The 22,209-nt window shown below is 69.3% G+C and carries 17 protein-coding genes, 1 tRNA gene and 1 pseudogene; 8 read left to right on the forward strand and 11 right to left on the reverse strand.

Translation table 11 applies throughout. The features are described 5' to 3' along the window. The first annotated feature begins 16 nt into the window (after positions 1-16). Genes KIT53_RS05215 through KIT53_RS05230 form a run of 4 tightly spaced genes read left to right on the forward strand, consistent with a single transcriptional unit; the run spans position 17 to position 4,791 of the window. Positions 17-970, forward strand: coding sequence for an MbnP family copper-binding protein (locus KIT53_RS05215; protein WP_297748702.1), 954 nt, complete (start codon positions 17-19; stop codon positions 968-970). Next, positions 967-2,163, forward strand: a complete 1,197-nt coding sequence (locus KIT53_RS05220; protein ID WP_297748705.1) for a methanobactin export MATE transporter MbnM — start codon at positions 967-969, stop codon at positions 2,161-2,163. The genes KIT53_RS05215 and KIT53_RS05220 overlap by 4 nt, the downstream gene beginning before the upstream one ends. After that, positions 2,117-3,391, forward strand: a complete 1,275-nt coding sequence (locus KIT53_RS05225) for a hypothetical protein (RefSeq protein WP_297748707.1) — start codon at positions 2,117-2,119, stop codon at positions 3,389-3,391. Before KIT53_RS05220 ends, KIT53_RS05225 begins: the two co-directional genes overlap by 47 nt. Next, positions 3,388-4,791: a PepSY domain-containing protein gene (locus KIT53_RS05230; protein ID WP_297748710.1), complete on the forward strand. Its 1,404-nt coding sequence runs from the start codon at positions 3,388-3,390 to the stop codon at positions 4,789-4,791. The genes KIT53_RS05225 and KIT53_RS05230 overlap by 4 nt, the downstream gene beginning before the upstream one ends. Here the strand turns inward: KIT53_RS05230 and KIT53_RS05235 are convergent. After that, positions 4,772-5,896: an ABC transporter ATP-binding protein gene (locus KIT53_RS05235; RefSeq protein ID WP_297748713.1), complete on the reverse strand. Its 1,125-nt coding sequence runs from the start codon at positions 5,894-5,896 to the stop codon at positions 4,772-4,774. The two genes, KIT53_RS05230 and KIT53_RS05235, sit on opposite strands and share 20 nt — an antisense overlap. A gap of 86 nt (positions 5,897-5,982) precedes the next feature. Here KIT53_RS05235 and KIT53_RS05240 point away from each other — a divergent pair, with 86 nt between their 5' ends. Together KIT53_RS05240 and KIT53_RS05245 are read left to right on the forward strand one after the other, a co-directional pair. Continuing rightward, positions 5,983-7,590 carry an iron ABC transporter permease gene (locus KIT53_RS05240; RefSeq protein WP_297748717.1) on the forward strand — a complete coding sequence of 536 codons (1,608 nt, stop codon included), beginning with the start codon at positions 5,983-5,985 and terminating at the stop codon, positions 7,588-7,590. Between the two features lie 52 nt (positions 7,591-7,642). Further along, on the forward strand, positions 7,643-8,086 hold the full coding sequence (locus KIT53_RS05245; protein WP_297748720.1) for a hypothetical protein: 444 nt from the start codon (positions 7,643-7,645) through the stop codon (positions 8,084-8,086). A 3-nt stretch (positions 8,087-8,089) separates the two neighbouring features. Here KIT53_RS05245 and KIT53_RS05250 read toward each other — a convergent pair whose 3' ends face one another. Continuing rightward, positions 8,090-8,521 (reverse strand): VOC family protein, encoded by a 432-nt coding sequence (locus tag KIT53_RS05250; RefSeq protein WP_297748723.1) that lies wholly within the window; start codon positions 8,519-8,521, stop codon positions 8,090-8,092. Between the two features lie 126 nt (positions 8,522-8,647). On the opposite strand from KIT53_RS05250, the gene KIT53_RS05255 reads away from it, so the two are divergent. After that, a complete protein-coding gene (locus tag KIT53_RS05255) occupies positions 8,648-9,901 on the forward strand; it encodes a nucleoside recognition domain-containing protein (protein ID WP_297748726.1) in 1,254 nt (417 codons plus the stop codon). A gap of 23 nt (positions 9,902-9,924) precedes the next feature. Here KIT53_RS05255 and KIT53_RS05260 read toward each other — a convergent pair whose 3' ends face one another. The 4 genes and pseudogenes from KIT53_RS05260 to KIT53_RS05275 all read right to left on the reverse strand — a co-directional run bounded on the left by KIT53_RS05260 (position 9,925) and on the right by KIT53_RS05275 (position 12,354). Further along, the gene (locus KIT53_RS05260) at positions 9,925-10,434 is read right to left on the reverse strand and encodes a glycosyltransferase (RefSeq protein WP_297748730.1); all 510 of its coding nucleotides are present in this window, start codon (positions 10,432-10,434) and stop codon (positions 9,925-9,927) included. Positions 10,435-10,660: 226 nt separating this feature from the next. Beyond that, positions 10,661-11,188: pseudogene (locus tag KIT53_RS05265) on the reverse strand (glycosyl transferase family 1); the annotation flags it as partial. Positions 11,189-11,311: 123 nt separating this feature from the next. After that, positions 11,312-11,386 (reverse strand) — tRNA-Arg (locus tag KIT53_RS05270). A gap of 38 nt (positions 11,387-11,424) precedes the next feature. Then, positions 11,425-12,354, reverse strand: coding sequence for a LysR family transcriptional regulator (locus KIT53_RS05275; protein WP_297748733.1), 930 nt, complete (start codon positions 12,352-12,354; stop codon positions 11,425-11,427). Positions 12,355-12,490: 136 nt separating this feature from the next. Between KIT53_RS05275 and KIT53_RS05280 the strand changes: the two genes are divergently transcribed. Next, positions 12,491-13,135, forward strand: a complete 645-nt coding sequence (locus KIT53_RS05280) for an FMN-dependent NADH-azoreductase (RefSeq protein ID WP_297748738.1) — start codon at positions 12,491-12,493, stop codon at positions 13,133-13,135. Positions 13,136-13,243: 108 nt separating this feature from the next. Here the strand turns inward: KIT53_RS05280 and KIT53_RS05285 are convergent, their stop codons facing one another. Genes KIT53_RS05285 through KIT53_RS05305 form a run of 5 tightly spaced genes read right to left on the reverse strand, consistent with a single transcriptional unit; the run spans position 13,244 to position 22,179 of the window. Continuing rightward, on the reverse strand, positions 13,244-17,416 hold the full coding sequence (locus KIT53_RS05285; RefSeq protein ID WP_297748741.1) for a translocation/assembly module TamB domain-containing protein: 4,173 nt from the start codon (positions 17,414-17,416) through the stop codon (positions 13,244-13,246). Positions 17,417-17,423: 7 nt separating this feature from the next. Continuing rightward, positions 17,424-19,511 (reverse strand): BamA/TamA family outer membrane protein, encoded by a 2,088-nt coding sequence (locus KIT53_RS05290; protein ID WP_297748744.1) that lies wholly within the window; start codon positions 19,509-19,511, stop codon positions 17,424-17,426. A 6-nt stretch (positions 19,512-19,517) separates the two neighbouring features. After that, positions 19,518-20,705 carry a VWA domain-containing protein gene (locus tag KIT53_RS05295; protein WP_297748747.1) on the reverse strand — a complete coding sequence of 396 codons (1,188 nt, stop codon included), beginning with the start codon at positions 20,703-20,705 and terminating at the stop codon, positions 19,518-19,520. A gap of 29 nt (positions 20,706-20,734) precedes the next feature. Beyond that, positions 20,735-21,328, reverse strand: coding sequence for a GNAT family N-acetyltransferase (locus KIT53_RS05300; RefSeq protein ID WP_297748750.1), 594 nt, complete (start codon positions 21,326-21,328; stop codon positions 20,735-20,737). Beyond that, positions 21,325-22,179, reverse strand: coding sequence for a MoxR family ATPase (locus KIT53_RS05305; RefSeq protein WP_297748753.1), 855 nt, complete (start codon positions 22,177-22,179; stop codon positions 21,325-21,327). The genes KIT53_RS05300 and KIT53_RS05305 overlap by 4 nt, the downstream gene beginning before the upstream one ends. Between the last annotated feature and the right edge of the window lie 30 nt (positions 22,180-22,209).

Raw genomic sequence — 22,209 nt, forward strand, 5'->3', positions numbered from 1 at the left:
CTGTTCGAGATACATCATGAAAACCTCACGTTACTTGTCCTACCTGTCTGCTGTCTCTCTGGCCGCGTTGCTGGCTGCGTGTGGCGGCGGAGGCGGCGAAGAAACACCTGCCCCGACAACACCTGTTCCCCAGCCCGACCTCAACATCAGCCTTGCCTTCGCAGCCATGGCGGGATCCACGCCGATCGACTGCAGCACGGCCTTGACCGATCTGGGCATTACCAACGCGCAAGGGGGGCTGCGCGATCTGCGCTTCTACATCTCCAACGTCAAACTGGTGACCAGCGGTGGTGCCGAGGTACCCCTGGTACTGGGCGCCACCGACGACTGGAATGCCACCGTCGGCAGCGACCGCGTGACGCTGGTGGACCTTGAGAACGCATCAGGCACCTGCACAGGCGGCACGGTGGCGATGAACAGCGAGGTCAAGGGCACCGTGCCTGCGGGTACCTACGTGGGCGTGAAGATGACGCTGGGCGTGCCCTTCGCGCTCAACCACACCAACCAGGGCGGAGCCATCGGCACCGGCGCGGGCGAGTCACCCGCCGTGGTCAACAACGCCGTGCACCCAGGCATGGCGTGGAACTGGGCAGGGGGTCGCAAGTTCGCCAAGATCGAGGTGAACGACCCCAGCTGGACGGCCCCGACCTTCAACGTTCACCTGGGCTCCACCGGCTGCACCGGGACCAACCCAGCCGCTGGCGAGGTGGACGCCTGTACCGGCCCCAACCGCCTGGACTTCGGGTTCGCCACCTTCGACCCGGCCACCCAGAAGATCGCCGTGGACGTGCGTGCGCTGTTGGCCGGCAACGACGTTACCGTCAACGGCAGTGGCCCGACTGGTTGCATGTCGGGCAAGACCGATCCCGAATGCGTGAAGGTGTTCGAGGCGCTGGCCATCGATCTGCCCACCGGACTCACGGTGGGCAACGGCTCGACGCAGACCGTCTTCCGGGCTGTCGCCAAATGAGCGCGGGGCAGTGTCGCTGGCCGGTGCTGCCCCGGGTCACCGGGGCAGCGTTCCTGGGTGGTGCGCTGCTCCTGGCCGCCTGTGGCGGTGGGGGCGGCGTGAGTGTGGAGGACACGGTGACGGCACCCTCAGCAGACGGCTGGAGCTGGAGCCTGCCGGCGAATTTTCCGGTACCGCGTGTGCCACAGGACAACCCGCTGAGCGAAGCCAAGGTGGAACTGGGGCGCCACCTGTTCTACGACCGTCGTCTCTCTGGCAATGGCACGCAAGCCTGCGCCAGTTGCCACCAGCAGGACAAGGCGTTCACCGACGGATTGGCGCGTTCCATCGGTTCCACCGGTGATATGCACCCGCGCAATGCGCAGAGCCTGGCCAACGTGGTCTACAACGCCACCTTCACATGGGCCAATCCGTCGCTGTTGAGCCTGGAGTCCCAACTGCAGGTGCCGCTGTTCGGCGACAGCCCGGTGGAAATGGGCGTCAACGATGGCAACGTGAACGAAGTGCTGGGCCGCATCCGCGGAGACGCGCGCTACCCGGCCATGTTCGCGGCGGCCTATGGCAGCACGGGGGAGGTGGTCACCTGGAGCCGCATCACGCAGGCCATCGCGAGCTTCCAGCGCACGCTCATCTCGGGCAACAGCAAGTACGACCAGGCGTTGCAAGGCAAGGCTGCGCTCACGCCGGCCGAGCTGCGTGGGCAGACGCTGTTCTTCGGCGAGAAAGCGGAGTGCTTTCACTGCCATGCCAGCCACAACTTCAACGACCAGGTGGTGCACGCGGCCACGCGGGTGATCAGCACACCGTTCCACAACACAGGGCTCTACAACATTGGAGGCACCGGCAATTTTCCGGAAGGCAACCAGGGGCTGTTCGAGTTCACATTCAAGCCGGAGGACCGGGGGCTGTTCCGAGCCCAGAGCCTGCGCAACGTGGAGGTGACGGCGCCCTACATGCACGACGGCAGCATCGCCACGCTGGAGGAGGTGCTGGACTTCTATGCAGCCGGCGGCCGGCGAATCACCACCGGCCCCTATGCCGGTGATGGCCGCTTTCATCCGAACAAGAGCGACCTGATCTCCCTCATTGACCTCAATGAGCAGGAGAAGGCCGACATCGTGGCTTTTCTCAAGACCCTTACCGACCATGATTTCCTCAACAACCCGAAGTTCGCAGATCCGTTCCGGCCCTGAGCGATGGCGCCTGTACCGCCATCTCGGTGTCGTCTGGACGCTGGCGCTGGCCGCCACGCTGGCCCACGCGCATGGCGAGGCCGACGATCCGTTGCCCGCAGAGCCGGGTACGGTGGCCGTCGAGGCCGCCGCTGCCTTGCGCCACCTGCGCGCGGAGCAGGTGCTGCCTTCGGCCCGGCTCGACGGTTTCCTGCTGCAAGGGGATACCGGTGATGACCCCAGCGGTTCGCGGCTGGAGCACGGCACGCTCGGTCTGTCCTGGCGCGCTACGCAGAACCTGGGGGGGCAATGGGTGGTGGGCAAACATGGCAATGAGTCCGCGCACGTGGAGGCGGCCTGGCTGCAGTGGCGGCACGACACCGATGAGGACAGCGCATGGTTGTTCAACCTGGGCCGTCAGACGCCGGCCATGGGTGGTGTGCTGGCGGGCGCCGGGCACCTGGACCGGTTCGGCCTGCGGCCGCTGGCCCAGCGCATGGCGCTGGACCACGACTGGATCGACGACGGCCTGCAGCTCGGCTGGCGTGGCAGGCCGCGCGGCGGCGAACTGGCGCTGGATGCGGGTGTCTGGCGCGGCAAGGCCTTTCCTGGCGCACGCGACGGCCGTCCGGTGCCCAGCCTGCACCTGGGTTGGCGCAGCGAAGCCTGGGCCCTCGATGGCATCTGGGCCCGCTTCCAGCCTTTGGGACGCGGCACGTCGATTGCGGGCGCCGCCGGCCACAGCCACACAGCACCCGTGTGCAACGCCGCCCTGGTGGAAGTGGCGTGCTTCACCGGCAGCACCGAGTTGACCGGCGGAAGTGTGCGCTGGAGCGGTCGGGAGGCTTCGCCGTCCTGGCCGTGGACCTTCACCGCCGCAGGCTGGCTGCGCCAGGACCGTGGTTCGCTGGAGTCCGCCAACGGGCTGGCCCGCTACGACGGGCGCAACCAGGGTGGCTGGCTAGAGGCCATCTGGCACGTGAACCCTCGCTGGGAGCTGGGTTGGCGCGGCGAAAGCCTGGGAGCCCATCATGCGCTCCAGGGACCTGGCGCTGCCATGCTGGTGCGTGAGACACGCCTGGACCGCTACCGCAGCGCAACCCGCCACGCGCTCATGCTGGGCTACCGTCCGGTGGCCTGGGCCAGCCTGCACCTGGAGGCCGGCCGGGAATCGGTGGCCGGCACGCGCGCCGGCTTCATTGCCCTGCGGCTCGTGATGACCACCCAACACTTTCTGACCACGCCATGAACACCCCTATCCGACAGCCTCAGGCGCCCGCCGCCTCCCGTTTCCACGCCGTCGCCTGGCGCTGGCACTTCTATGCCGGCCTGTACGTCGTGCCGTTCCTGCTGATGCTGGCCCTCACCGGGCTGGTGATGGTGTTCTTCACCGGTTTCCAGACCCGGCTGGGGCCGGTGGTGACGGTGGCGGTGCCGGCGCAGGCCGCGCCGCTGCCGGTAAGCCAGCAGGCCGCGGCCGCGCTGGAACTGCGGTCGCAGGCCGCGCTGCTGGAGTACCAGGCGCCGGCGGCGCCGGACCGCGCGAGCTGGTTCGTGCTCGCGCGCGATGGCGTGACCGAGGCCATCGCGGTCGATCCCTACACCGCGCGCGTGCTCACACTGGTGGACAAGGACCAGACCTGGTTCGCCTGGGCCGAGAAGATCCATGGCACCTTGCTGCTGGGCGATCTGGGTGACCGCCTCATCGAGATCGCCGCGGGCTTCGGCATCGTCATGATCCTCACCGGCCTGTACCTCTGGTGGCCGCGCGGCGGTACGCGCTGGGCACAGGTGCTGTGGCCGGACTTGCGGCTGAAGGGCCGCCAGTGGTGGCGTTCGCTGCATGCCAGCGTGGGTTTCTGGCTCAGTCTGGTGCTGCTCCTGTTTCTGTTGACCGGCCTGTCCTGGACCGGCGTGTGGGGCGGCAAGCTGGTGCAGCCCTGGGGCAGCTTCCCGGCGGCCAAATGGGACGCGGTGCCCACCTCCGACGCCACCCATGCCAGCCTGCGCACCGGCGGACCGCTGCAGGTGCCCTGGGGGCTGGAGCAGACACCGCTGCCGGTCTCGGGTTCGATCGCCGGCACCGCCGGTCTGCCGGCCGGGCAACCGGTGAACCTGAACAGCGTGGCCGCGTTCGCGCGCCAGATCGGCTTTGCCGGGCAACACCATGTGATGCCACCCAAGGATGCGACCGGTGTCTACACCCTCACCGCCAACACCATGAGCGGCGACCTGGGCCGGCCCACGCAGGACCGCACGGTGCACATCGACCAGTACAGCGGCCGCGTGCTGGCCGAGGTGAGCTACGCGGACTACCCCGCCATGGCCAAGGCCATGGCGGTGGGCATCGCGCTGCACCAGGGCGACCTGGGGCTCTGGAACGCCGGCCTCAATGTGCTGCTGTGCCTGGCCATCGTGTTCCTGTGTGTCAGCGGCATCGTCATGTGGTGGAAGCGCCGGCCTGCGGGCCAATGGCGCCTGGCCGCGCCGCCGCTGCCGCGCGAGATGCCGCTGTGGAAGGGCGGGGCCGTGGTGATGTGCGTGGCCGCGCTCGCGTTCCCGCTCACCGGCGCCGTGCTGCTGGCGGTGCTGTTGCTCGATGGGCTGGTGGTGTCGCGGCTGCCCGCGCTCAGGTCCGCGCTGAACTGAGGTCCACCGCCGGCGCGGGCGGCGAGCTCGCGCCTCCGCCGCGCTCGAAGGTGACCACGTGGTCCACCTCGGCGCGGATGCCGATCCACTCGCCCACCGCGTGGTTGTGGTGGGAGGGCACGTGCGTCATCAGCACCTCGCCGCTGGCCAGGCGCAGGGTGTAGAGGAACTCCGATCCGCGGAACGCCTTGCGCAGGATCTGCGCTTTCACCGGTGCGTCGTCGTCGTGCACGATGTCGTCCGCGCGCAGCAGCACGTCGCACAGGCCGGCCTCGTAGGCGCTGGGCAGCGGGCATTCCTCCATGTCCTGCAGGGGCCCCAGCGGCGTCTGCACCGACACGGCGTTGCCGTTCATGTGGATCTGTGCGGGCGCGAAGACGCCGTGCCCGATGAACTCCGCCACGAAACGGGTGGCCGGGCGGTGGTACAGGGCGTAGGCGTCGTCCCACTGGTGCAGGTGGCCTTCGTGCATCACGCCAATGAGATCGCCGATGGCAAAGGCCTCCAGTTGGTCGTGTGTGACGAAGAGCGCGGTGGCCCCGGCGGCCTTGAGAATGCCGCGCACCTCGTGCGCCAGGCGCTCGCGCAGGTCGACGTCGAGGTTGGAGAAGGGTTCGTCCAGCAGCAAGAGGCGCGGGCGCGGTGCCAGTGCGCGCGCCAGCGCCACGCGCTGCTGCTGGCCGCCCGAAAGCTCGTGCGGGAAACGCGCCTGCAGGCCGCCCAGCCCCACCAGTTTCAACACCTCGGCCACGCGGGCCTCGCGCTCGGCGCGCGGCAGGCGGTGGATGCCGAAGGCCACGTTGCGGCCCACATCCAGGTGCGGGAAAAGGGCGTAGTCCTGGAACACCATGCCGATGCGGCGCTGTTCCGCTGGCACGTGGGTGCTTTCGCTGCTCACCACCTCGCCGTCGAGCGTGATGCTGCCACCACTGGCCCGCTCCAGGCCAGCCACCGCGCGCAGCAGCGTGGTCTTGCCACAGCCGGACGGTCCGATGAGCACCCCGATGTCGCCGGCACGCAGACCGAGCGACACACCGTCGACGGCAGGATGGGCCAGGCCGGGGTAGCGGACGCTGAGTTGAGCGACGTTGAGGAACGTGGGCATGGGAAAGGCATTGTAGATAACTACAATTCTCATTTGTGTTGATGTTGACTTAGGGCAAAGGCCCTTTCACCCGGACCTCTCTGCCCATGCTGCGCTGGTTGACCCCGGTCCTGCTGTTCCTGCTGGCCTTGCTGCTGACGTTGCCGGTGTTCTCGCTGGGAGCCTCTTGGTTCCAGTTCGACGCCGCCGCGCGCGACGTGCTGGGCCAGATGGCCCAGACCGTCTTGCCTGAGTACGCGCTCACCACGCTGGTCCTGTGTATCGCCGTCGCGCTGGGCGTGGCCGTGGTGGGCATGGCCACGGCCAGCACCGTGACGCTGTTCGACTTCCCCGGGCGGCGCTTCTTTGAATGGGCTCTGCTGCTGCCGCTGGCCATGCCGGCCTATGTGGTCGCCTATGCCTACACCGATTTCCTGCAGTTCAGCGGCCCGCTGCAGGTGTGGCTGCGCGAGACCTTCGGCCTGAGCGGGCGCCTGCTGCCCGAGGTGCGCAGCCGTGGCGGTGCGGTCTGGGTGTTCACTTTTTCGCTCTATCCCTACGTCTATCTGCTGGCACGCACCGCGTTGACCGAACGCGCAGCCCAGCTGATGGAGGCCGCGCGCCTGCTCGGTGCACCGCTGCTGCGGCGCATCCGCGAGGTGGCGCTTCCGCTGGCCCGTCCGGCGGTGGCCGCGGGCGTGGCGCTCGCGCTCATGGAGACGCTGGCGGATTTCGGCGTGGTCAGCTACTTTGGCGTGCAGACCTTCACCGCCGGTGTCTACAAGGCCTGGCTGGCCATGGACAACCGCATTGCCGCTGCGCAACTGGCCACGCTGCTGCTCGCTCTGGTGGCCCTGCTGCTGTGGCTTGAACACCGCGCGCAGCGCCGCATGCGCTTCGCCACCTTGCGCGGCCAGCGCGCCGGCAGCGCGGAAGCCCAGCCGGTGCGGTTGCAAGGTTCGCGTGCCGCACTGGCGCTGGCGGTGTGCACGCTGCCCATCCTGGCGGGCTTCGTGCTGCCGGTGCTGTTCATGCTGCGTCCCCTGATCGGCGGCTGGGACGAACTGCCCTGGACGGCCTTCGTGCAGTGGGCGCGCAACAGCATCTGGCTGGCCGGCATCGCTTCGTTGCTGGCGGTGGCGATCGCGCTGGCCCTGGCCTTCGCGCTGCGGGCCCGGCCCAGCCCGCTCACGCGCGGCGTGGCGCAGCTCGCCAGTCTGGGCTATGCGGTGCCGGGCGCGGTCATCGTGGTCGGCCTGCTGCTGCCGGTGGGTTGGGTGCAGGTCGCGTGGCCCGAGGCCAGTGTGGGCTATTGGGTTACCGCCACGGCGCTGGGCATCGTGTGGGCCTACCTGGTGCGCTTCACCGCCGTGGCACTGCAGTCGGTCCAGAGCGGTTACGCCCGCGTGCCCGCCAGCCTGGACGACTCGGCCCGCATGCTGGGCACCACCGGCCTGGGGCTGGCCACCCGCGTGCACTGGCCGCTGCTGAAGCGCTCCACCGCCGCCGCCGCGCTGCTGGTGTTCGTGGACGTGATGAAGGAACTGCCCGCCACCCTGGTGCTGCGGCCCTTCAACAGCGACACCCTGGCCGTGGTCACCTACCAACTCGCGCGCGACGAGCGCCTGGGCGAGGCCGCGCTGCCGGCGCTCACGCTGGTGCTGGTGGGCCTGGTGCCGGTGATCCTGCTCAGCCGAACCTTGCGACAGCGGTAAGCGGGTGTTGCAACGGCTTGTGCCGTTCGTCCCCGGCTGCTGTAATCCGCCGATGCTTTCCACCCCCAACGACACACGCCGCCGCATCCTCTCGCTGGCGGCGGCCGGCGGCGCGGCCGCGCTGGCCACCGCCTGTTCCGTGCGCCCGCCGCTGCCGGGCCAGGCGCCGGCCAGTACCGCGTACCGCCGCGCCGCGGCCAGCCACATCTACAGCCGCTACCCCGACCGCATCTACCAGGGCAAGCTGCCGCCCATGCTCTACGCCATCGGCGTGCTGGAGGTCGAGGTGCTCGCGGGTGGCCGCGTCGGCGCCACCCGCTGGCTGCGCGGTCCCAGCCACGCGCCCGAGGTCATGGTCGAGATCGAACGCCTGGTGCGCCAGGCCGCGCCCTTCCCCTCACCCGGTGCTTTCGGGCGGGTGCAGTACGTCGATACATGGCTGTGGGACCGCAGCGGGCGCTTCCAGCTCGACACACTGACCGAAGGCCAACTCTGAACCTTAGGAGGTGGGCATCTCGCGCGGCCCGCCGTTGATGCCCCAGGGTGTGCCGAAGCGGTCCGTGAGCATGCCGAAGGTGTCGGCCCAGAAAGTTTCGGCCAGCGGCATGGTGACGCGGCCACCTTCGGCGAAGGCCTGGAAGACGCGCTGCGCCTCGGCCACCGTGGGAAAGGTGATGGCCATCATCGTGCCCTGGATACCGTTGAAGGGCACGCCGGGCGGTGTGTCGCCGGCCATGAGCGCGAAGTCAGGGTGCACCAGGTAGGCGTGGGCGATGCGCTGGGCGTGTTCGGGCGGTGTGGCCTCGCCGCCGGGCATCTGTGCGTAGGTGATGAGCGCTTCCAGCCGGGCGCCCAGCACCTCGGCGTAGAAGGCCATGGCTTCGGCGCAGCGGCCGTCGTAGGACAGGTAGGCACAGAGTTGGGTGGTCATGGTGGGGGCGCTCCTGAAAAGTGAAAGGGTGCGGGTGTTTTCCCGCCGCGGCTTGCACAGGTACGACGATCGACCCGCCCGGTTTTCGACAAGGCGGTGCCGCGCCAGCCGCTACCATCGTGGTCCATGGCATTGAACTGGGTCTGGGTCGGTCTGTTTCTGGTGGCGCTGGCCACCGCCGCGGTGCGCTGGGCTCTGGGTGAAGACGCCATCCTGCAGGCCCTGCTCACCGCGCTGTTCGACGGCGCTCGCTCGGGCTTCGAGATATCCATCGGCCTGGCCGGGGTGATGGCACTGTGGCTGGGGCTCATGCGCGTGGGCGAGCGCGCCGGCATGATCGAGCTGCTGGCACGCGCGGCCGGGCCGCTGCTGCGGCGCCTGTTTCCCGGCGTGCCGCAGGGCCATCCGGCACAGGGCGCCATGACCATGAACATGTCCGCCAACCTGCTGGGCCTGGACAACGCGGCGACGCCGCTGGGTCTCACGGCCATGCGCGAGCTGCAGACCCTCAACACCGAAAAGGCCGGCACCGCCAGCGACGCGCAGATCATGTTCGTGGTGATGAACACCGCCGGCCTGACGCTGATTCCAACCTCGGTCATCGCCATCCGCCAGAGCATCGCGCTCAAGCAGGGGCTGGGCGCGGGCTTCAACGCGGCCGACATCTTCCTGCCCACGCTGCTGGTCACCTTCACCGCGCTGCTGGCGGGCGTGCTGGCGGTGGCGGTGTGCCAGCGCCTGCCGCTGTGGCGCGCGCGCTTCCTGCTGCCGGTGCTGCTGGTGGCCGGCTTGCTGGGCGGCGCGGTGGCGGCGCTGGCGCGCCTGCCGGCCGAGCAGGCCGCCCGCATCGCCGGCACCACCGGCGCGGCGGTCATCCTGGGCGTGGTGGCGCTGTTCCTGCTGGCCGGTGCCTGGCGGCGCGTGAACATGTACGAGGCCTTCATCGACGGCGCCAAGGAAGGCTTCGGCGTGGCGATACAGATCGTGCCCTACCTGATCGCCATCCTCATCGCCATCGGCCTGTTTCGCGCCGCGGGCTGCATGGATTTCCTGCTCTCGGGCATCGGCGCGGCGGTGGCGGCCATGGGCTGGAACACCGATTTCCTGCCGGCGCTGCCGGTGGGCCTGATGAAAATCCTCTCGGGCGCCGGCGCGCGGGGATTGATGATCGACGTGATGCAGACGCACGGCGTGGACTCTTTCGCAGGCCGTCTGGCCGCCATCGTGCAGGGCTCCACCGAGACCACGTTCTATGTGCTCGCGGTCTACTTCGGCAGCGTGGGCATCCGGCATGCGCGGCACGCCTTGGCCTGCGCCTTGTTCGCCGATGCGGTGGGCCTGGCGGCAGCGATCGGTGTGGGCTACGCGATGCTGCGTTGAGACGCCGTACCCTGGGGCGCTGATCAGCGCCTCTCCAACCTGCGGGTGCCGTGGACCAGGTTGTCGAGCCAGGCGAGCTGGGCGGGCAGGCAGACCGTCTTGAGGTCGTAACGCTCCTGCGCCCGCTGCCGGGCCTGCGTGCCGAGCAACTGCCGCCGCGCGCCATCTTCCAGCAGGTCGCTGATTTGCCGAACCAGGCCGTGCACGTCGAAAAAGTCGACCAGTTGCCCGTGCTCCCCACTTGCGATGGCTTCGCGCACCGGTGCCGTGTCGCTCGCGACGATGCAGCAGCCCACGCTCATGGCTTCGAGCAGGCTCCAGCTCAGCACGAAGGGATAACTCAGGTACACGTGCACGCGCGAAACCTGGAGCAGCGCCGTGAAGTCCTCGCGTGCCAGCCGGGGCACGAAGTGCACCCGCGACCAGTCGGCGTCCGGGATCTGGCCACGCACCTCGGCGGTGAACACCTGCCGCCACGATGTGCCCTCGGGCGGGCCGGCACCGTAGCCCACGCCATCGTCGCCCACGATCACGACGTGAGCCCGTGGCCGCGCGCAGCAGGCTGGGCAGCGCACGCATGAAGATGTGGAAGCCGCGGTAGGGCTCGAGGTGCCGCGACACATACGTGATGACCTCGTCATCGCGCGTCCATGTGCTGCCGTCCGGCAGTGCCAGGCGGGCGCTGGCGAGCGGGCGCAGGACCTCGGTGTCGATGCCGTCGTGGGCCACGTGGATGCGCTCACGCCAGGGGGCGGGAAAGGTGTCCGCCTGCCAGTGGGTGGGGCTGAGGGCGGCGTGAGCGTGCTGCAGTTGCGCCAGGTGGTTCAGGTTCTTCATCTGGAGACGGCAGGCTTCGGCGTCCGGGTGCGGTGGCGCGAACTCCGGGTCGAAGTCCGCATCCGCGCCTTCGGCCTGGTAGAACAACTCCGCATAGAGTCCGAGCCTGGCGGCGGGCCAGACCTGTTTCAGGAACAGGGCCTCGCCCCAGCCGGGATGCGCCACGATGGCCTCTGGCGAAAAGCCTTCGTCGCGCAGCGCGCGTGCGGCGCGCCAACAGGCCTCGGCCCTCAGGGCCTTGGTTTCCAGTTCCAGCACCCAGCGGTGGATGCCGGGGGCGTTCCTGCCCGTGACCTGATAGGGCACCAGTCGCACGCCGTTCCACTGCAGCGGAGCAGGATCCGGGCGGATGGCCAGGGCGACGACCTCATGGCCCCTGCGAGCGGCCAGCGCGGGCGCCAGGTGCCGGAACTGGCCGGGGAAGTTCTGGTGGACAAAGAGGAGCTTCAATCGCTTGCATCCAGTGAGCCGGGGGCTGGGCCAAGCTTGGCCGCAGGTCGGGGTCGACGGGGTGCTGATTTATAGAGAGAAAGCAAAAATGCCGGGCGATACAGGATCGGTCCGGCATTTTTCTGGTACCACCAACAGGAATCGAACCTGTATCTAGCGCTTAGGAGGCGCTCGTTCTATCCATTGAACTATGGCGGTTGAAAGGAGCCCGCATTGTAAGGGTCCGTTCTCGGGGCTCAGGCCGCGGTGCGGCCCGGCAGGCTGCTGCGGCCGGGCATGTGTTCACCCAGAAAATCCAGGAAGCTGCGCACGGCGGGCGACAGGCCCCGGCGTGAGGGGAAGACGGCGTGCACCACGCCCAGCGGGGGTGTCCATTCGGGCAGCAGCTGCACCAGCCGGCCGTCGCGCAGTTCCTCTTCGCACATGTAGTCTGGCAGCCAGCACATGCCGGTGCCCGCGATGGCGGCGAGCTTCAAGGTGAGCAGGTCGTCGGCGATGTAGCGCGGCGTGTGCTGCAGCACGCCTTCGCGGCCTTCGCGGTTGGTCAGGCGGATGGTCGCGCTGCCGTCGGCCGCGCCGGCCGACATCGCCATGCTGTCGAGCCGGCCGGCTTCTTCCAGCGTGGCCGGGTGCCCTTGCCGCGCCAGCAGGGCGGGGCTGGCCACCAGCACCGAACGTGCTTCGTCCAGGCGCTTGATGACCAGGCTGCCGCTTTCCTCCAGCGTGAGCCGCACGCGCAGCGCGACGTCCACGCCTTCCTCCACCAGGTTGACCACGCGGTTGCTGACCTGCATGTCCAGGCGCACCTGGGGATGCCGGGCCAGGTAGATGGGCATGAGTTCACCGAGCACCGATTGCGCCAGCGTCACCGGGCAGGTCACGCGGAGGGTGCCGCGCGGTTCCGCCTGCGCCTGGGCCACGCTGTCTGCCGCCGCCTGGGCGGATTCGCGCATGGCCAGGCAATGGCGCAGGTAGGTCTCGCCCACGGTGGTGAGGGACAGTCGGCGTGTGGTGCGCTGCAGCAGCCGTACGCCCAGCCGCGCTTCCAGGCCGGCCACGCGCCGCGACAGCCGGGACTTGGGCACGCCCAGCGCCCGGGCGGCCGCCGCGAAACCGCCGCGCTCGGCGACTTCGGCGAAGAACAGCATGTCGTTGAGGTCCTGCATGGTGTGAAGGCCGTTCTATTGTCCTGATGGTGGAACGATAAGTCGCAATTTTGCCGACTTATCAGTCAATGGATACGAATTCAGAATCTATCTATGGCCACAAGAGGTGGCAATCCCCATCCATCAGGAGATATCCATGAAGCTGCTGCACATTGATTCCGCCATCACCGGTGACCAGTCGGTGTCCCGCCAACTCAGCGCCCAGGCCGTGGCGGCCTGGGTGGCCAGCCACCCAGGCACGCAGGTGCAATACCTGGACCTGGCCTCCGACGTGGTGCCCCACCTGAGCGCCGATGCGCTGGGCTTCCGCACCGGCCAGGCCGCCGCCACCGAGGCCCAGCGCCGCGAGAACGCGCTGTCCGAGGCACTGGTGACCCAGTTCCTTGCGGCCGACGTGGTCGTGATCGGTGCGCCACTCTACAACTTCACCATCCCGACCCAGCTCAAGGCCTGGATCGACCGCCTGGCCCAGGCCGGCCGCACCTTCAAGTACACCGACAAGGGGGCCGTGGGCCTGGCCGGCGGCAAGACCGTGATCGTGGCGCTGTCGCGTGGCGGGGTGTATTCCTCCAGCGAAGGTGGTCGCGCCATGGAGCACCAGGAGACTTACTTGCAGACGGTGCTGGGCTTCTTCGGCATCACCGACGTGCGCTTCGTGCGCGCCGAGGGCGTGGCCATGGGACCTGAACCCAGGGCGAAAGCACTGGCCGACGCCGAAGGTGAAATCCGCAGACAGACAGCCGCGGCCGCCAACCAGCCCAGCGTGGCTCAGGTCGCCTGAGGCTGCGCGAGCGCAAGGCCCCTACCGAGAACACCGCGGAACTGGCTCGGCCAGGCCGCAGGTGTTGCCCCCTGAAAGGGGGTGACGCGCCATCGGCACGGCGCGGGTTCAGTCAAATGTCGTCGTGAAGATCAGGTCGATCGCGTTCTCTTCACCTGCGCGGGCGCGCACGGTGAACCGTTTCGAGAGGTCGTAGAACATCGACACCGTGCCCATCGCGCCGGCCAGGCTGCTCTCGTAGCTGAGGTAGAGCTTGCTGGAGATGCGCTTGCCCAGCGTGAGCGCGGCGGCCGAGGTGGTGCCGTCGGCGTTGGTGGCGCTGCCGGCGAAAGACAGTTCGTCCAGGCCCAGCGCGCTGGCCAGCCCGCCGTCCATGCCGCCGCCGCTGCGCGCGATCAGCGCCAGCGCCGCCTGCTGCAGCACGGCGGCTTCCGCTCCGGCGCCGCTGGCCGGGCGGCCCAGCACCAGCCAGGCCAGTTTCTCGCTGTCGGGCAGTTCCGGGTCCGAGAACAGGCGCACGCGCGGCACCTGGGCGGTGCCGCTGATGACCACGCCCACGCGCTGCGTGGTGTTGGGCCGTATGGCAGTGATGTCCAGTGTGGGGTTGTCGTAGGGGCCGGTGAAGCGCAGCACGCCTGTCTCGATGCCGAGTTGCTGGCCGTAGGCGCGGTAGCTGCCGCGCACCGTGCGCACTTCGCCGAACACGCGCGGGGTGGGCAGGGCGGGGGTGCTGCGCAGGTTGATCTGCCCGCTCAGGAAGGTACGCAGGCCCTGGCCGCGTACCTCGAAATTGCGGCCGAGGTCCAGTTCGACCAGCACATCGGGTTGCACGCGGAACGCGTTGGGGTCTTCCAGCGGGATCTCGGTGCCACGCACCACCACGTCCGAGCCCAGTGAGGGCGTGGACTCGTCCGGCAGCACGAACAAGGCTTCGTCGGCGGTGAGCTGGCCGCGCAGTTGCAGCGCCGGCCCCGCCAGGTCGGCCTGGAGCTGGCCGGAGAGGGTGAGGCGGCGGTCGGGCCGCGTGGAGACGCGCAACTGCGTCGCCGTGGCGCGCAGGCTGACATAGGGTTGGCGGCGTGTCTGGCCGTCCACCGTGGAGCTGCGCCATTCGGTGCTGCCGGTGGCCAGCAGCGTGCCGCCGCTGGCTGCCCCGCCCCGGCCTTCCAGGTAGAAGCGTTCGATGGTGATGCGCTCACCGGCCAGCGTGGCGCGCAGTTGGCCGCGCGTGAATGCGATGCCATTGACCAGCGAACGCAGGGCCAGGTTGTCGGCGTTGAGCGAACCGTTGAGCAGCGGCGCCGCGCGCGTGCCGGCGAGCGTGAGGTCGGTGGCCAGGGAACCGCGCACGCGCCAGCCTGGTGGTGCGAGTGCGGACCACACGCCCATTTGTGGCAGCTCGGCCTGGATGCGGCCGCTCAAGGGTGCCTGCTCGGGCCAGTGCCAGGCGGGGTGTTCGCTGTTGGGCGGGCTCAGGCGGGTGTTCAGGTCTGCGCTGGCCGTGCCCAGCCGCTCGCTGTCCCAGCGCAGGCGGGCGTTCACGGTGCTGCCCTGGGTGTCGATGTTCAGCCGTGCTTCGCGGATGCCGGTCTGCAGGCGTTGCCCGGAGCTGGTGTTCTCTTCGAAGGCCCCGTCGGTCTGTACCGACAGGTCGCCGCTGCGGCGTTGCAGCTGCGCCGACAGGCGCGGCGGGGTGCCGGCGTCGGCCGGCAGAGACAGGTCCCAGGCGCCGTCGAACACCACGTCACCGCCCAGGCCGGACTGGCTCAGCGGGCCGTGGCGCGCGCCTTCGGCGGTGGCCAGCGCGTCCACCCAGGACATGGGCAGGCCCGCGAGGCGTCCGCGTGTGTCCAGGGCGCCAGCCCGCCAGGTCAGGCGTTCCCAGGCCAGGGTCATGGGCTGGGTGACCTGGGGCGTGGCCGCGGCGGCGGCCGCCGCCGTGGCGTCGGGAATCACCACGCTGGCGCTGGCGGTGCTGGTGGCGTTGGCGCTGGCGCTGGCCGAGGCCGCGCGGCGGTTGAACGTGGGCTGCAGGCGCAACTCTCCGGGGTCGACCTGCACTTGCAGCGGTCCGTTGCGCGCACCCTGCCACTGCAGGCCCAGTGCCGCGGCGCTGTCCAGCGTCCAGGTCACGGTGCGGTCGCTGCGGGCGCTGTCGGTGGCCTGCAGCTTCAGGCGCGCGAGGTCGAGCCGGCCGCTGTCGACGTCGGGCCGCCGCGCGGCACTGGCGCCGCCCAACTGCAGCGTGCCCTGGGTGTCCAGAGCGGCGCGCCACGGACCCTGCTCGGCCTGGCCGTCCAGGGCCAGCGCCAGGCGCTCGGGCGGCCCGCTGGCGCGCAGGCTGAAGGCGCGCAGTTCGGTGGTTTCGGTGTGGGCTGCCTGCCCCGTGCTCGCAGCAGCCACCTCACGCGAGACGCGCAGGCGCGGCGACGTCAGGCCCAGCCGCAGGCTGGGGGGCGCCGCCGTGGCGGGACGGCCGCTGGCTGGGGCGGGGTAGCCGAATGCGCCCAGGCCACCCTGCCAGCCGGCTTCCAGCCGGGCGCTGCCCTCGGCCTGCAGGCCCGGCAGGCCATTGAGCGCGGCGGCGATCTGTGGCCCGGCCACCGGCAGGCTTTGCAGGCTGCGGGTCCAGGCCAGCACGCGGCTGGCATCGTCCACCCGCAGGTCGAGGTCGCCCTGGCCCTGCGCGTGCGCCAGCAGGCCTTGCCAGCGCGCCTGCGCGCCGGGCACCTGCAGCGTGACCGTGCCGTCGAAGCCGCGCGCCAGGGTGTCGAAGCGGCCCTCGCCGTCAAGGGTGGCGTCGGCGGCGCCCAGGCGCAGTGCGCTCAGCGTCAGCACGCCCTGGGCGGGGTCGGCGGCCTGCGGCTGCCAGCGTCCCTTGGCCGTGAGCTCGCGCAGCCGCAGTCCCTGCAACGCACCGCCACGGGGCTGGGTGCCGGCGGGCAGCACGCGAGCCTCCAGGTCCACCGCGTCCTGCACGGTGCGCGCCTGCAGGCGGGCGTCGAGCGCGGCCGGGGCGATGGCGCTCCAGAGCAAGGCCGGGTTGAGGCGGCTGGCCGTCAGTTCGCCTTGCCAGCGGCCGAGCGCGCCGGCGGGTTCGAACCAGCCTTCGCCCTGCAGGCGCCCGCCGCCCAGTTGCGCGTCCAGGCGCGAGAGTGTCCAGCGTTCGCCTTGCTGCGCCAGGTCGGCCTCGATCCGCTCCAGCGGCACCCGCTGACGGTCGGCCGGGCCGCTGGCCGCGTTGCTCAGGCGAGCCTGGGCGCGCCAGGTATCGCCGTCGGGGCGCGCCTGCAGCGTGCCGCTGAGCTGGGTCACCGGGGCCTTGGGCCAGAGCATGGCCAGGTCCAGGTGGGCCATGGTGGCTTCGGCCGATTCGAGTGGCTGCTGGCGCCAGGGGCGCAGGCGGGCCTTGGCGTCCAGCGTGGGAGCGCGGTCCGTGGCTGGCGTGCCGGTGGTGCGCAGGCTGGCCACCGCGTCGAGCGCGGCGTCCAGGGTGGCGAGGGTGCCGCTCACGTCGGCCGATGCTTGCAGCGTCAGGGTCTCGGTGCTTCCCGGTACGGGGGCGCGCACCTCGCCTTGGGCTTTCACGCGCAGCGGCATGGGGGCCTGCGCGCCCAGCACGGCCTGCACGCGGTAGCGGCCGTCGGCCACCACTAGGCTGTCGAGGTCGAGCTGGTGCGCATCGGCCACGCCCAGGCGCCAGGCCGCATCGGCTGGACGGTAGCGGTACAGGCCTTTGAGTTCGCTCAGCGTGGCGGCTTGCGAACCGCTGAGCGCCAGCTCACCGACCGACCAGGGCAGCGACACGGGCAGCGGCAGCGTGACGGGCTCCAGCGGCTGCAGGGGCTCGGGTGGCGTGGGCGGCCGCTGGTCGTCGATCTGCAGGCGGCCGATGTCCAGGTGCGACAGGCGCACGCCGCGCCAGAGCAGGGCATCCATCCAGAACAGCCGGCTCAGGCCGATGCGGGTGTCGGTGGCGGTGACGGTCAGGCCATCGCGCGCCCACTGCAGCCGGCCGATGTGGCCGCCTGCGAAGAGGCTGCCCTGCACCTCGTCCACCGCCAGCGTGCCCATGGCGCTGCCCTGTCGCGCCAGGAGGGCCTGGCCCCAGCCGATTGCCTGGGCCAGCGAGCCCGGCGAGGCCGCCCACAGGCCAAAGCCGAGCAGCACCAGCAGCACCAGCGCGGCCATGCCTCCGAAGATGCGGCGCACCCAGCGTCCCACGCGCGAGGGCGGCGGAGCGATGCGGTCGGGGGCCTTGTCGTGGTCGTCGTCCGCCATGCCGCGCTCAGAAGGTGAAGCCCACGTTGAGGTGCAGGCGCAGGCGGCGGGTCTCCAGGCCATAGGCCAGGTCCAGCTGCAGCGGGCCCACGGGGCTGTTGTAGCGGATACCGGTGCCCACGCCCCAGACCGGCTTGAGGTCGCCGGCCTTGTTGGCGATGGCGCCGCCGTCGATGAAGATCACGTTCTCCCAGTTGGACCGGTTGTCCGCGTTCCAGATCGGGCGCTGCCATTCCAGGCTGACCACGGCCTTGTAGCGGCCAGGGCCGATGCTGCCGTCGGCGCGGCGCACGCCGATGTCGCGCAGGCCGTAGCCACGCACCGTGTTGTCACCGCCGGTGATGAAGAGCTGCGTCTCTGGGATCGGCGCATCGTCGCGCGCGACCACCGCTCCGCCTTCGACGCGCAGTGCCAGGCGGCCCAGTTGGGTGCGGCGCGAGGCGTTCACGTCGCGTGCCTGGCCCGGAGTGGGCTCGGCGGCGGCCGCCGCAGCACCCAGCGGCCAGTAGGTGAGCCAGCGTGCCTGCGTGCGCCCAAAGGGCACTCGGGTGCCGCCCAGCGTGTAGCCGGCGCCCAGCTCCACCGCCAGGCCGTAGCCCCGGTTGGGAAAGATCAGGTCGTCGAAGCGCCGGCGCGTCCAGGCGTAGTTGGCGCTGATGGCGGCATCGGCGCTGGCGTCGAGGGCGCCCGGCACCACGTTGTTGACCACGCGGGCGCGGTCGTACTGCAGGTAGAAGCTGCGGTCGAACTCCACCCCCACCTGCGCCTGGCCCGCGCGCAGGCGTTGGCTGCTGGTGGTGGTGAAGCTGTCCAGTTGCCGCGCCGCCTGGGCACCGAAGATCTTGCGCCAGCCATCGTCGTCGGGCGGCGAACTCCAGTCCGTGTTGGCGAGCTGGTCGTTGCGTTCGAGCTGCAGCTTGCTCAGCGCACGCCAGCCCAGGCCGGGCACGCTGTTGTGGGTGTGCTCCAGCGAGATGCGCGCGCCGTTGTCGGTGCTGCCCCCCACGCCGAACACCACCTTCTGCCGCTTGCTCTCGCGCAACTGCACCATCACCGGCAGCGTGTCGCTGCCATCGGGCGTGGGGTCGACATACACGAACACCGAGTCGTAGTAGCCGCTCTCGGCCAGGCGCCGCTGCGCGTCCTGCAGCTTGCCCAGGTCGTAGTCGCTTTCTGGCGCGATGCCCGAGAGGCGCACCAGCCGTTCGGCAGTGATGCCGTCGTAGCGTTGCGCGCCCTGCACCACGACCTCGCCCATGCGCATGGCGCGGCCGGAGTCGAGCTCTATGTAGAGCCGCGCCTGGTTGGCCTGTGCGTCGATGTCGGCCAGGCTGTTCTGCACCTTGCCCAGCGGGTAGCGCTGCGCCACCAGCCGCCGCAGCGCGGCCGTCTTGGCGGCATCCCAGTCGGCCTGCGTGAAAGGCAGTCCCTCGATGAGGCCGGCTTCGCGCTGGATCTCCGCGCGTTGTTCGGCGGCCTCCGGCCGGCTGGAAATGTCCCCGACGAAGGAAACGTTCACCGAGACCACCTGCGTGACCGGGCCTGGCTCGACCTTGATGATCACCGTGCCCAGGGGGCGTGGCGCGTTGCCCGCGCCGTTGGCGGACCGGTCTTCGCTCACCGCTTCACCCAGCCCGGGCGGCGCGAGGACCTCCACCTTCGGGGCGAAGTGCCCGAGGGTGGCGAGCAACTCACGCACGTTGGCCGGGGCCAGCACCAGCAGGCGACCCAGCTCGTTGGCGTCGAGATTGCGCAGCTCCCGGTAGCGTTGCAATTCCAGGTGGCGCAGCAGGAACGCCTGGATGGCCTCGTCGCCGGCCTGCAGGTCGATCTCGAAGCGCGGGCCCGCTGGCGCGCGCTGGGCCCGTGCCAGACGGCGCTCCTGTGCCGCGCGCTCTTGCGCGCTGTCGCCGGCATCGTCGGCGTCGGCCTCAGCGTCCGTTGCTGCTGGCGTCGCCGCCGCACCGCCCGCCGGGGCAGCCTCGACCGCCGACGGCGCCTGGGCCTCGGCCGGGAACGGCGCTGCGAATACCACGGCAGCGCAAAGCAGGAGAAACCAGGCCCGGGCAAGCCCGGCCGGGAGAACACATGTCATGTGGGCTTATTTCGACAGCAGGCGCATGGTGTCTTCCAGCCCCTTGAGGGTCAGCGGGAACATGCGCTGGCCCATCAACTGCTGGATGACGCTGATGCTCTGTCGATACTGCCACACCCCTTGAGGTTCCGGGTTGATCCAAGCGAACCGGGGAAACGCGTGCGTGAGGCGCTGCAGCCACTCTGCACCCGCCTCTTCGTTGTTGTATTCCACGCTGCCGCCAGGTTGCAAGATTTCGTAAGGACTCATGGTCGCATCGCCCACGAAGATGAGCTTGTAGTCCTTGTTGTACTTGCGGATGATGTCCCAGGTCGGGAACTTCTCCGCGTAGCGGCGGCGGTTGTTCTTCCACATGAAGTCGTAGACGCAGTTGTGAAAGTAATAGAACTCCAGGTGCTTGAACTCGCTCTTCACCGCCGAAAACAGTTCTTCCACCCGCTGTATGTGTTCGTCCATCGTGCCGCCCACGTCCATGAGCAGCAGCACCTTCACGTTGTTGTGCCGCTCCGGGATCATGCGGATGTCCAGGTAGCCGGCATTCGCCGCGGTGGAGCGGATGGTGTCGGGCAGGTCGAGTTCCAGGTCGTTGCCTTCGCGCGCGAACTTGCGCAGGCGCCGCAGCGCCACCTTGATGTTGCGCGTGCCCAGTTCCTGCGTGTCGTCGTAGTCGCGGTAGGCGCGCTGCTCCCACACCTTCACGGCGGTCTTGCCGCCGCCCTTGCCGCCAATGCGTATGCCCTGCGGGTTCACGCCGCCGTTGCCAAAAGGTGAGGTGCCGCCGGTGCCGATCCATTTGCTGCCACCCTCGTGCCGCTCCTTCTGCTCCTCCAGGCGCTTGCGCAAGGTATCCATGAGCTCGTCCCAGTCCATCTTCGGCGCATTCGCCTTCTGCTCTTCGGAGAGGATGCGCTCCATCTCCTGGCGCAGCCAGTCGGCCGGGATCGGCTTGGTGAAATCCGCGATCATCTCCACGCCCTTGAAGTAGGCGGCGAAGGCACGGTCGAACTTGTCGTAGTGCTTCTCGTCCTTCACCAGCGCGGCGCGCGCCAGGAAGTAGAAGTCGTCCATGGAACAGGCGTCCGGGTTGCGCGGCCCGACCACGTCGGCCTGCAGCGCTTCCAGCAGCACCAGGTATTCCTTGACCGAAACCGGCAGCTTGGCCGAGCGCAGGGTGTAGAAGAAGTCGATCAGCATGGCGATCTCCCAGTGCCCATGTCCATCATTCAGCCGTGGCGGCCGCGCAGGTACAGCAACTGCGCGCGGGCCTCGGGCCATTCGCCCGCCCGCATGCTGTACATCACGGTGTCGCGGATGGTGCCGTCGCGCCGCAGGGCGTGGCCGCGGATGACGCCATCCTTGCGGGCGCCCAGGCGCTCGATGGCCTGCTGCGAGGCGAAGTTGAAATTGTCCGTGCGCCAGCCGACCACGTGGCAGCCCAGGGTGTCGAAGGCATGGCCCATCATCAGCAGCTTGCAGGTGGTGTTGACGTGGGTGCGCTGCGCGCTTTTTGCGTACCAGGTGTAGCCAATTTCCACCCGCTTCACGGCCGGCAGGATGTCGTGGTAGCTGGTGGAGCCCAGGACGCGACCGGAGGACTCCGCGATGACCGCAAAAGCGAAGCGGTGGCCTTCGGCGCGCATCTGCAGCGCGCTCTCGATATAGGCGCGGGTCTGGTCGGGCTCGGGCACGGAGGTGATGCGCAGCCGCCACAGTTCGCCATCAGCGGCGGCCGCGGCCAGCCCTGGCTCATGCGCCAGTTCCAAGGGCTCAAGGCGCACGCCAAGGTCGCGCAGCGTCACCGGGGTCACGAAGCTCATCGGTTCCTCTGGTTCATGAACACCAGCTTCTCGAACAGCGTGGTGTCCTGCTCGTTCTTGAGCAACGCGCCCACCAGCGGCGGCACGCTGACCTTGCTGTCCGCACTCTGCAGCGCTTCCAGCGGAATGTCTTCCGCCATCAGCAGCTTGAGCCAGTCCAGCAGTTCCGAGGTGCTGGGCTTCTTCTTCAGCCCGGGCAGGTTGCGCACGTCGTAGAAGGTCTTCATGGCCGCGGCCAGCAGCTCCTTCTTGAGCTTGGGGAAGTGCACGTCCACGATGCGCTGCATGGTCTCGGCGTCGGGGAACTTGATGTAGTGGAAGAAGCAGCGGCGCAGGAAGGCGTCGGGCAACTCCTTTTCGTTGTTCGACGTGATGAACACCAGCGGCCGGTGCTTCGCACGGATCAGCTCGCGCGTCTCGTAGCAGTAGAACTCCATGCGGTCGAGTTCGCGCAGGAGGTCGTTGGGGAACTCGATGTCGGCCTTGTCGATCTCGTCGATCAGCAGCGCCACCGGCCGGTCGGCCGTGAAGGCCTGCCACAGCACGCCCTTGACGATGTAGTTCCGGATGTCCTTGACGCGCTCGGCGCTGTCGTGCTCGGCCAGTTGCGAGTCGCGCAGCCGGCTCACGGCGTCGTACTCGTACAGGCCCTGCTGGGCTTTGGTGGTGCTCTTGATGTGCCACTGCAGCAGCGGCATGTCCAGCGCCTGTGCAACCTCTTCGGCCAGCATGGTCTTGCCGGTGCCGGGCTCTCCCTTGACCAGCAGCGGGCGCTGCAAAGTGATCGCGGCGTTGACCGCCAGCATCAGATCCTGGGTAGCGACGTAGTTCTGGGAGCCTTGGAATTTCATGGGCGCGGCAATATGCAGTGGTTGGCAGGT

It is taken from the genome of Hydrogenophaga sp. (genome assembly GCF_026125785.1).
GTDB lineage: Bacteria > Pseudomonadota > Gammaproteobacteria > Burkholderiales > Burkholderiaceae_C > Hydrogenophaga.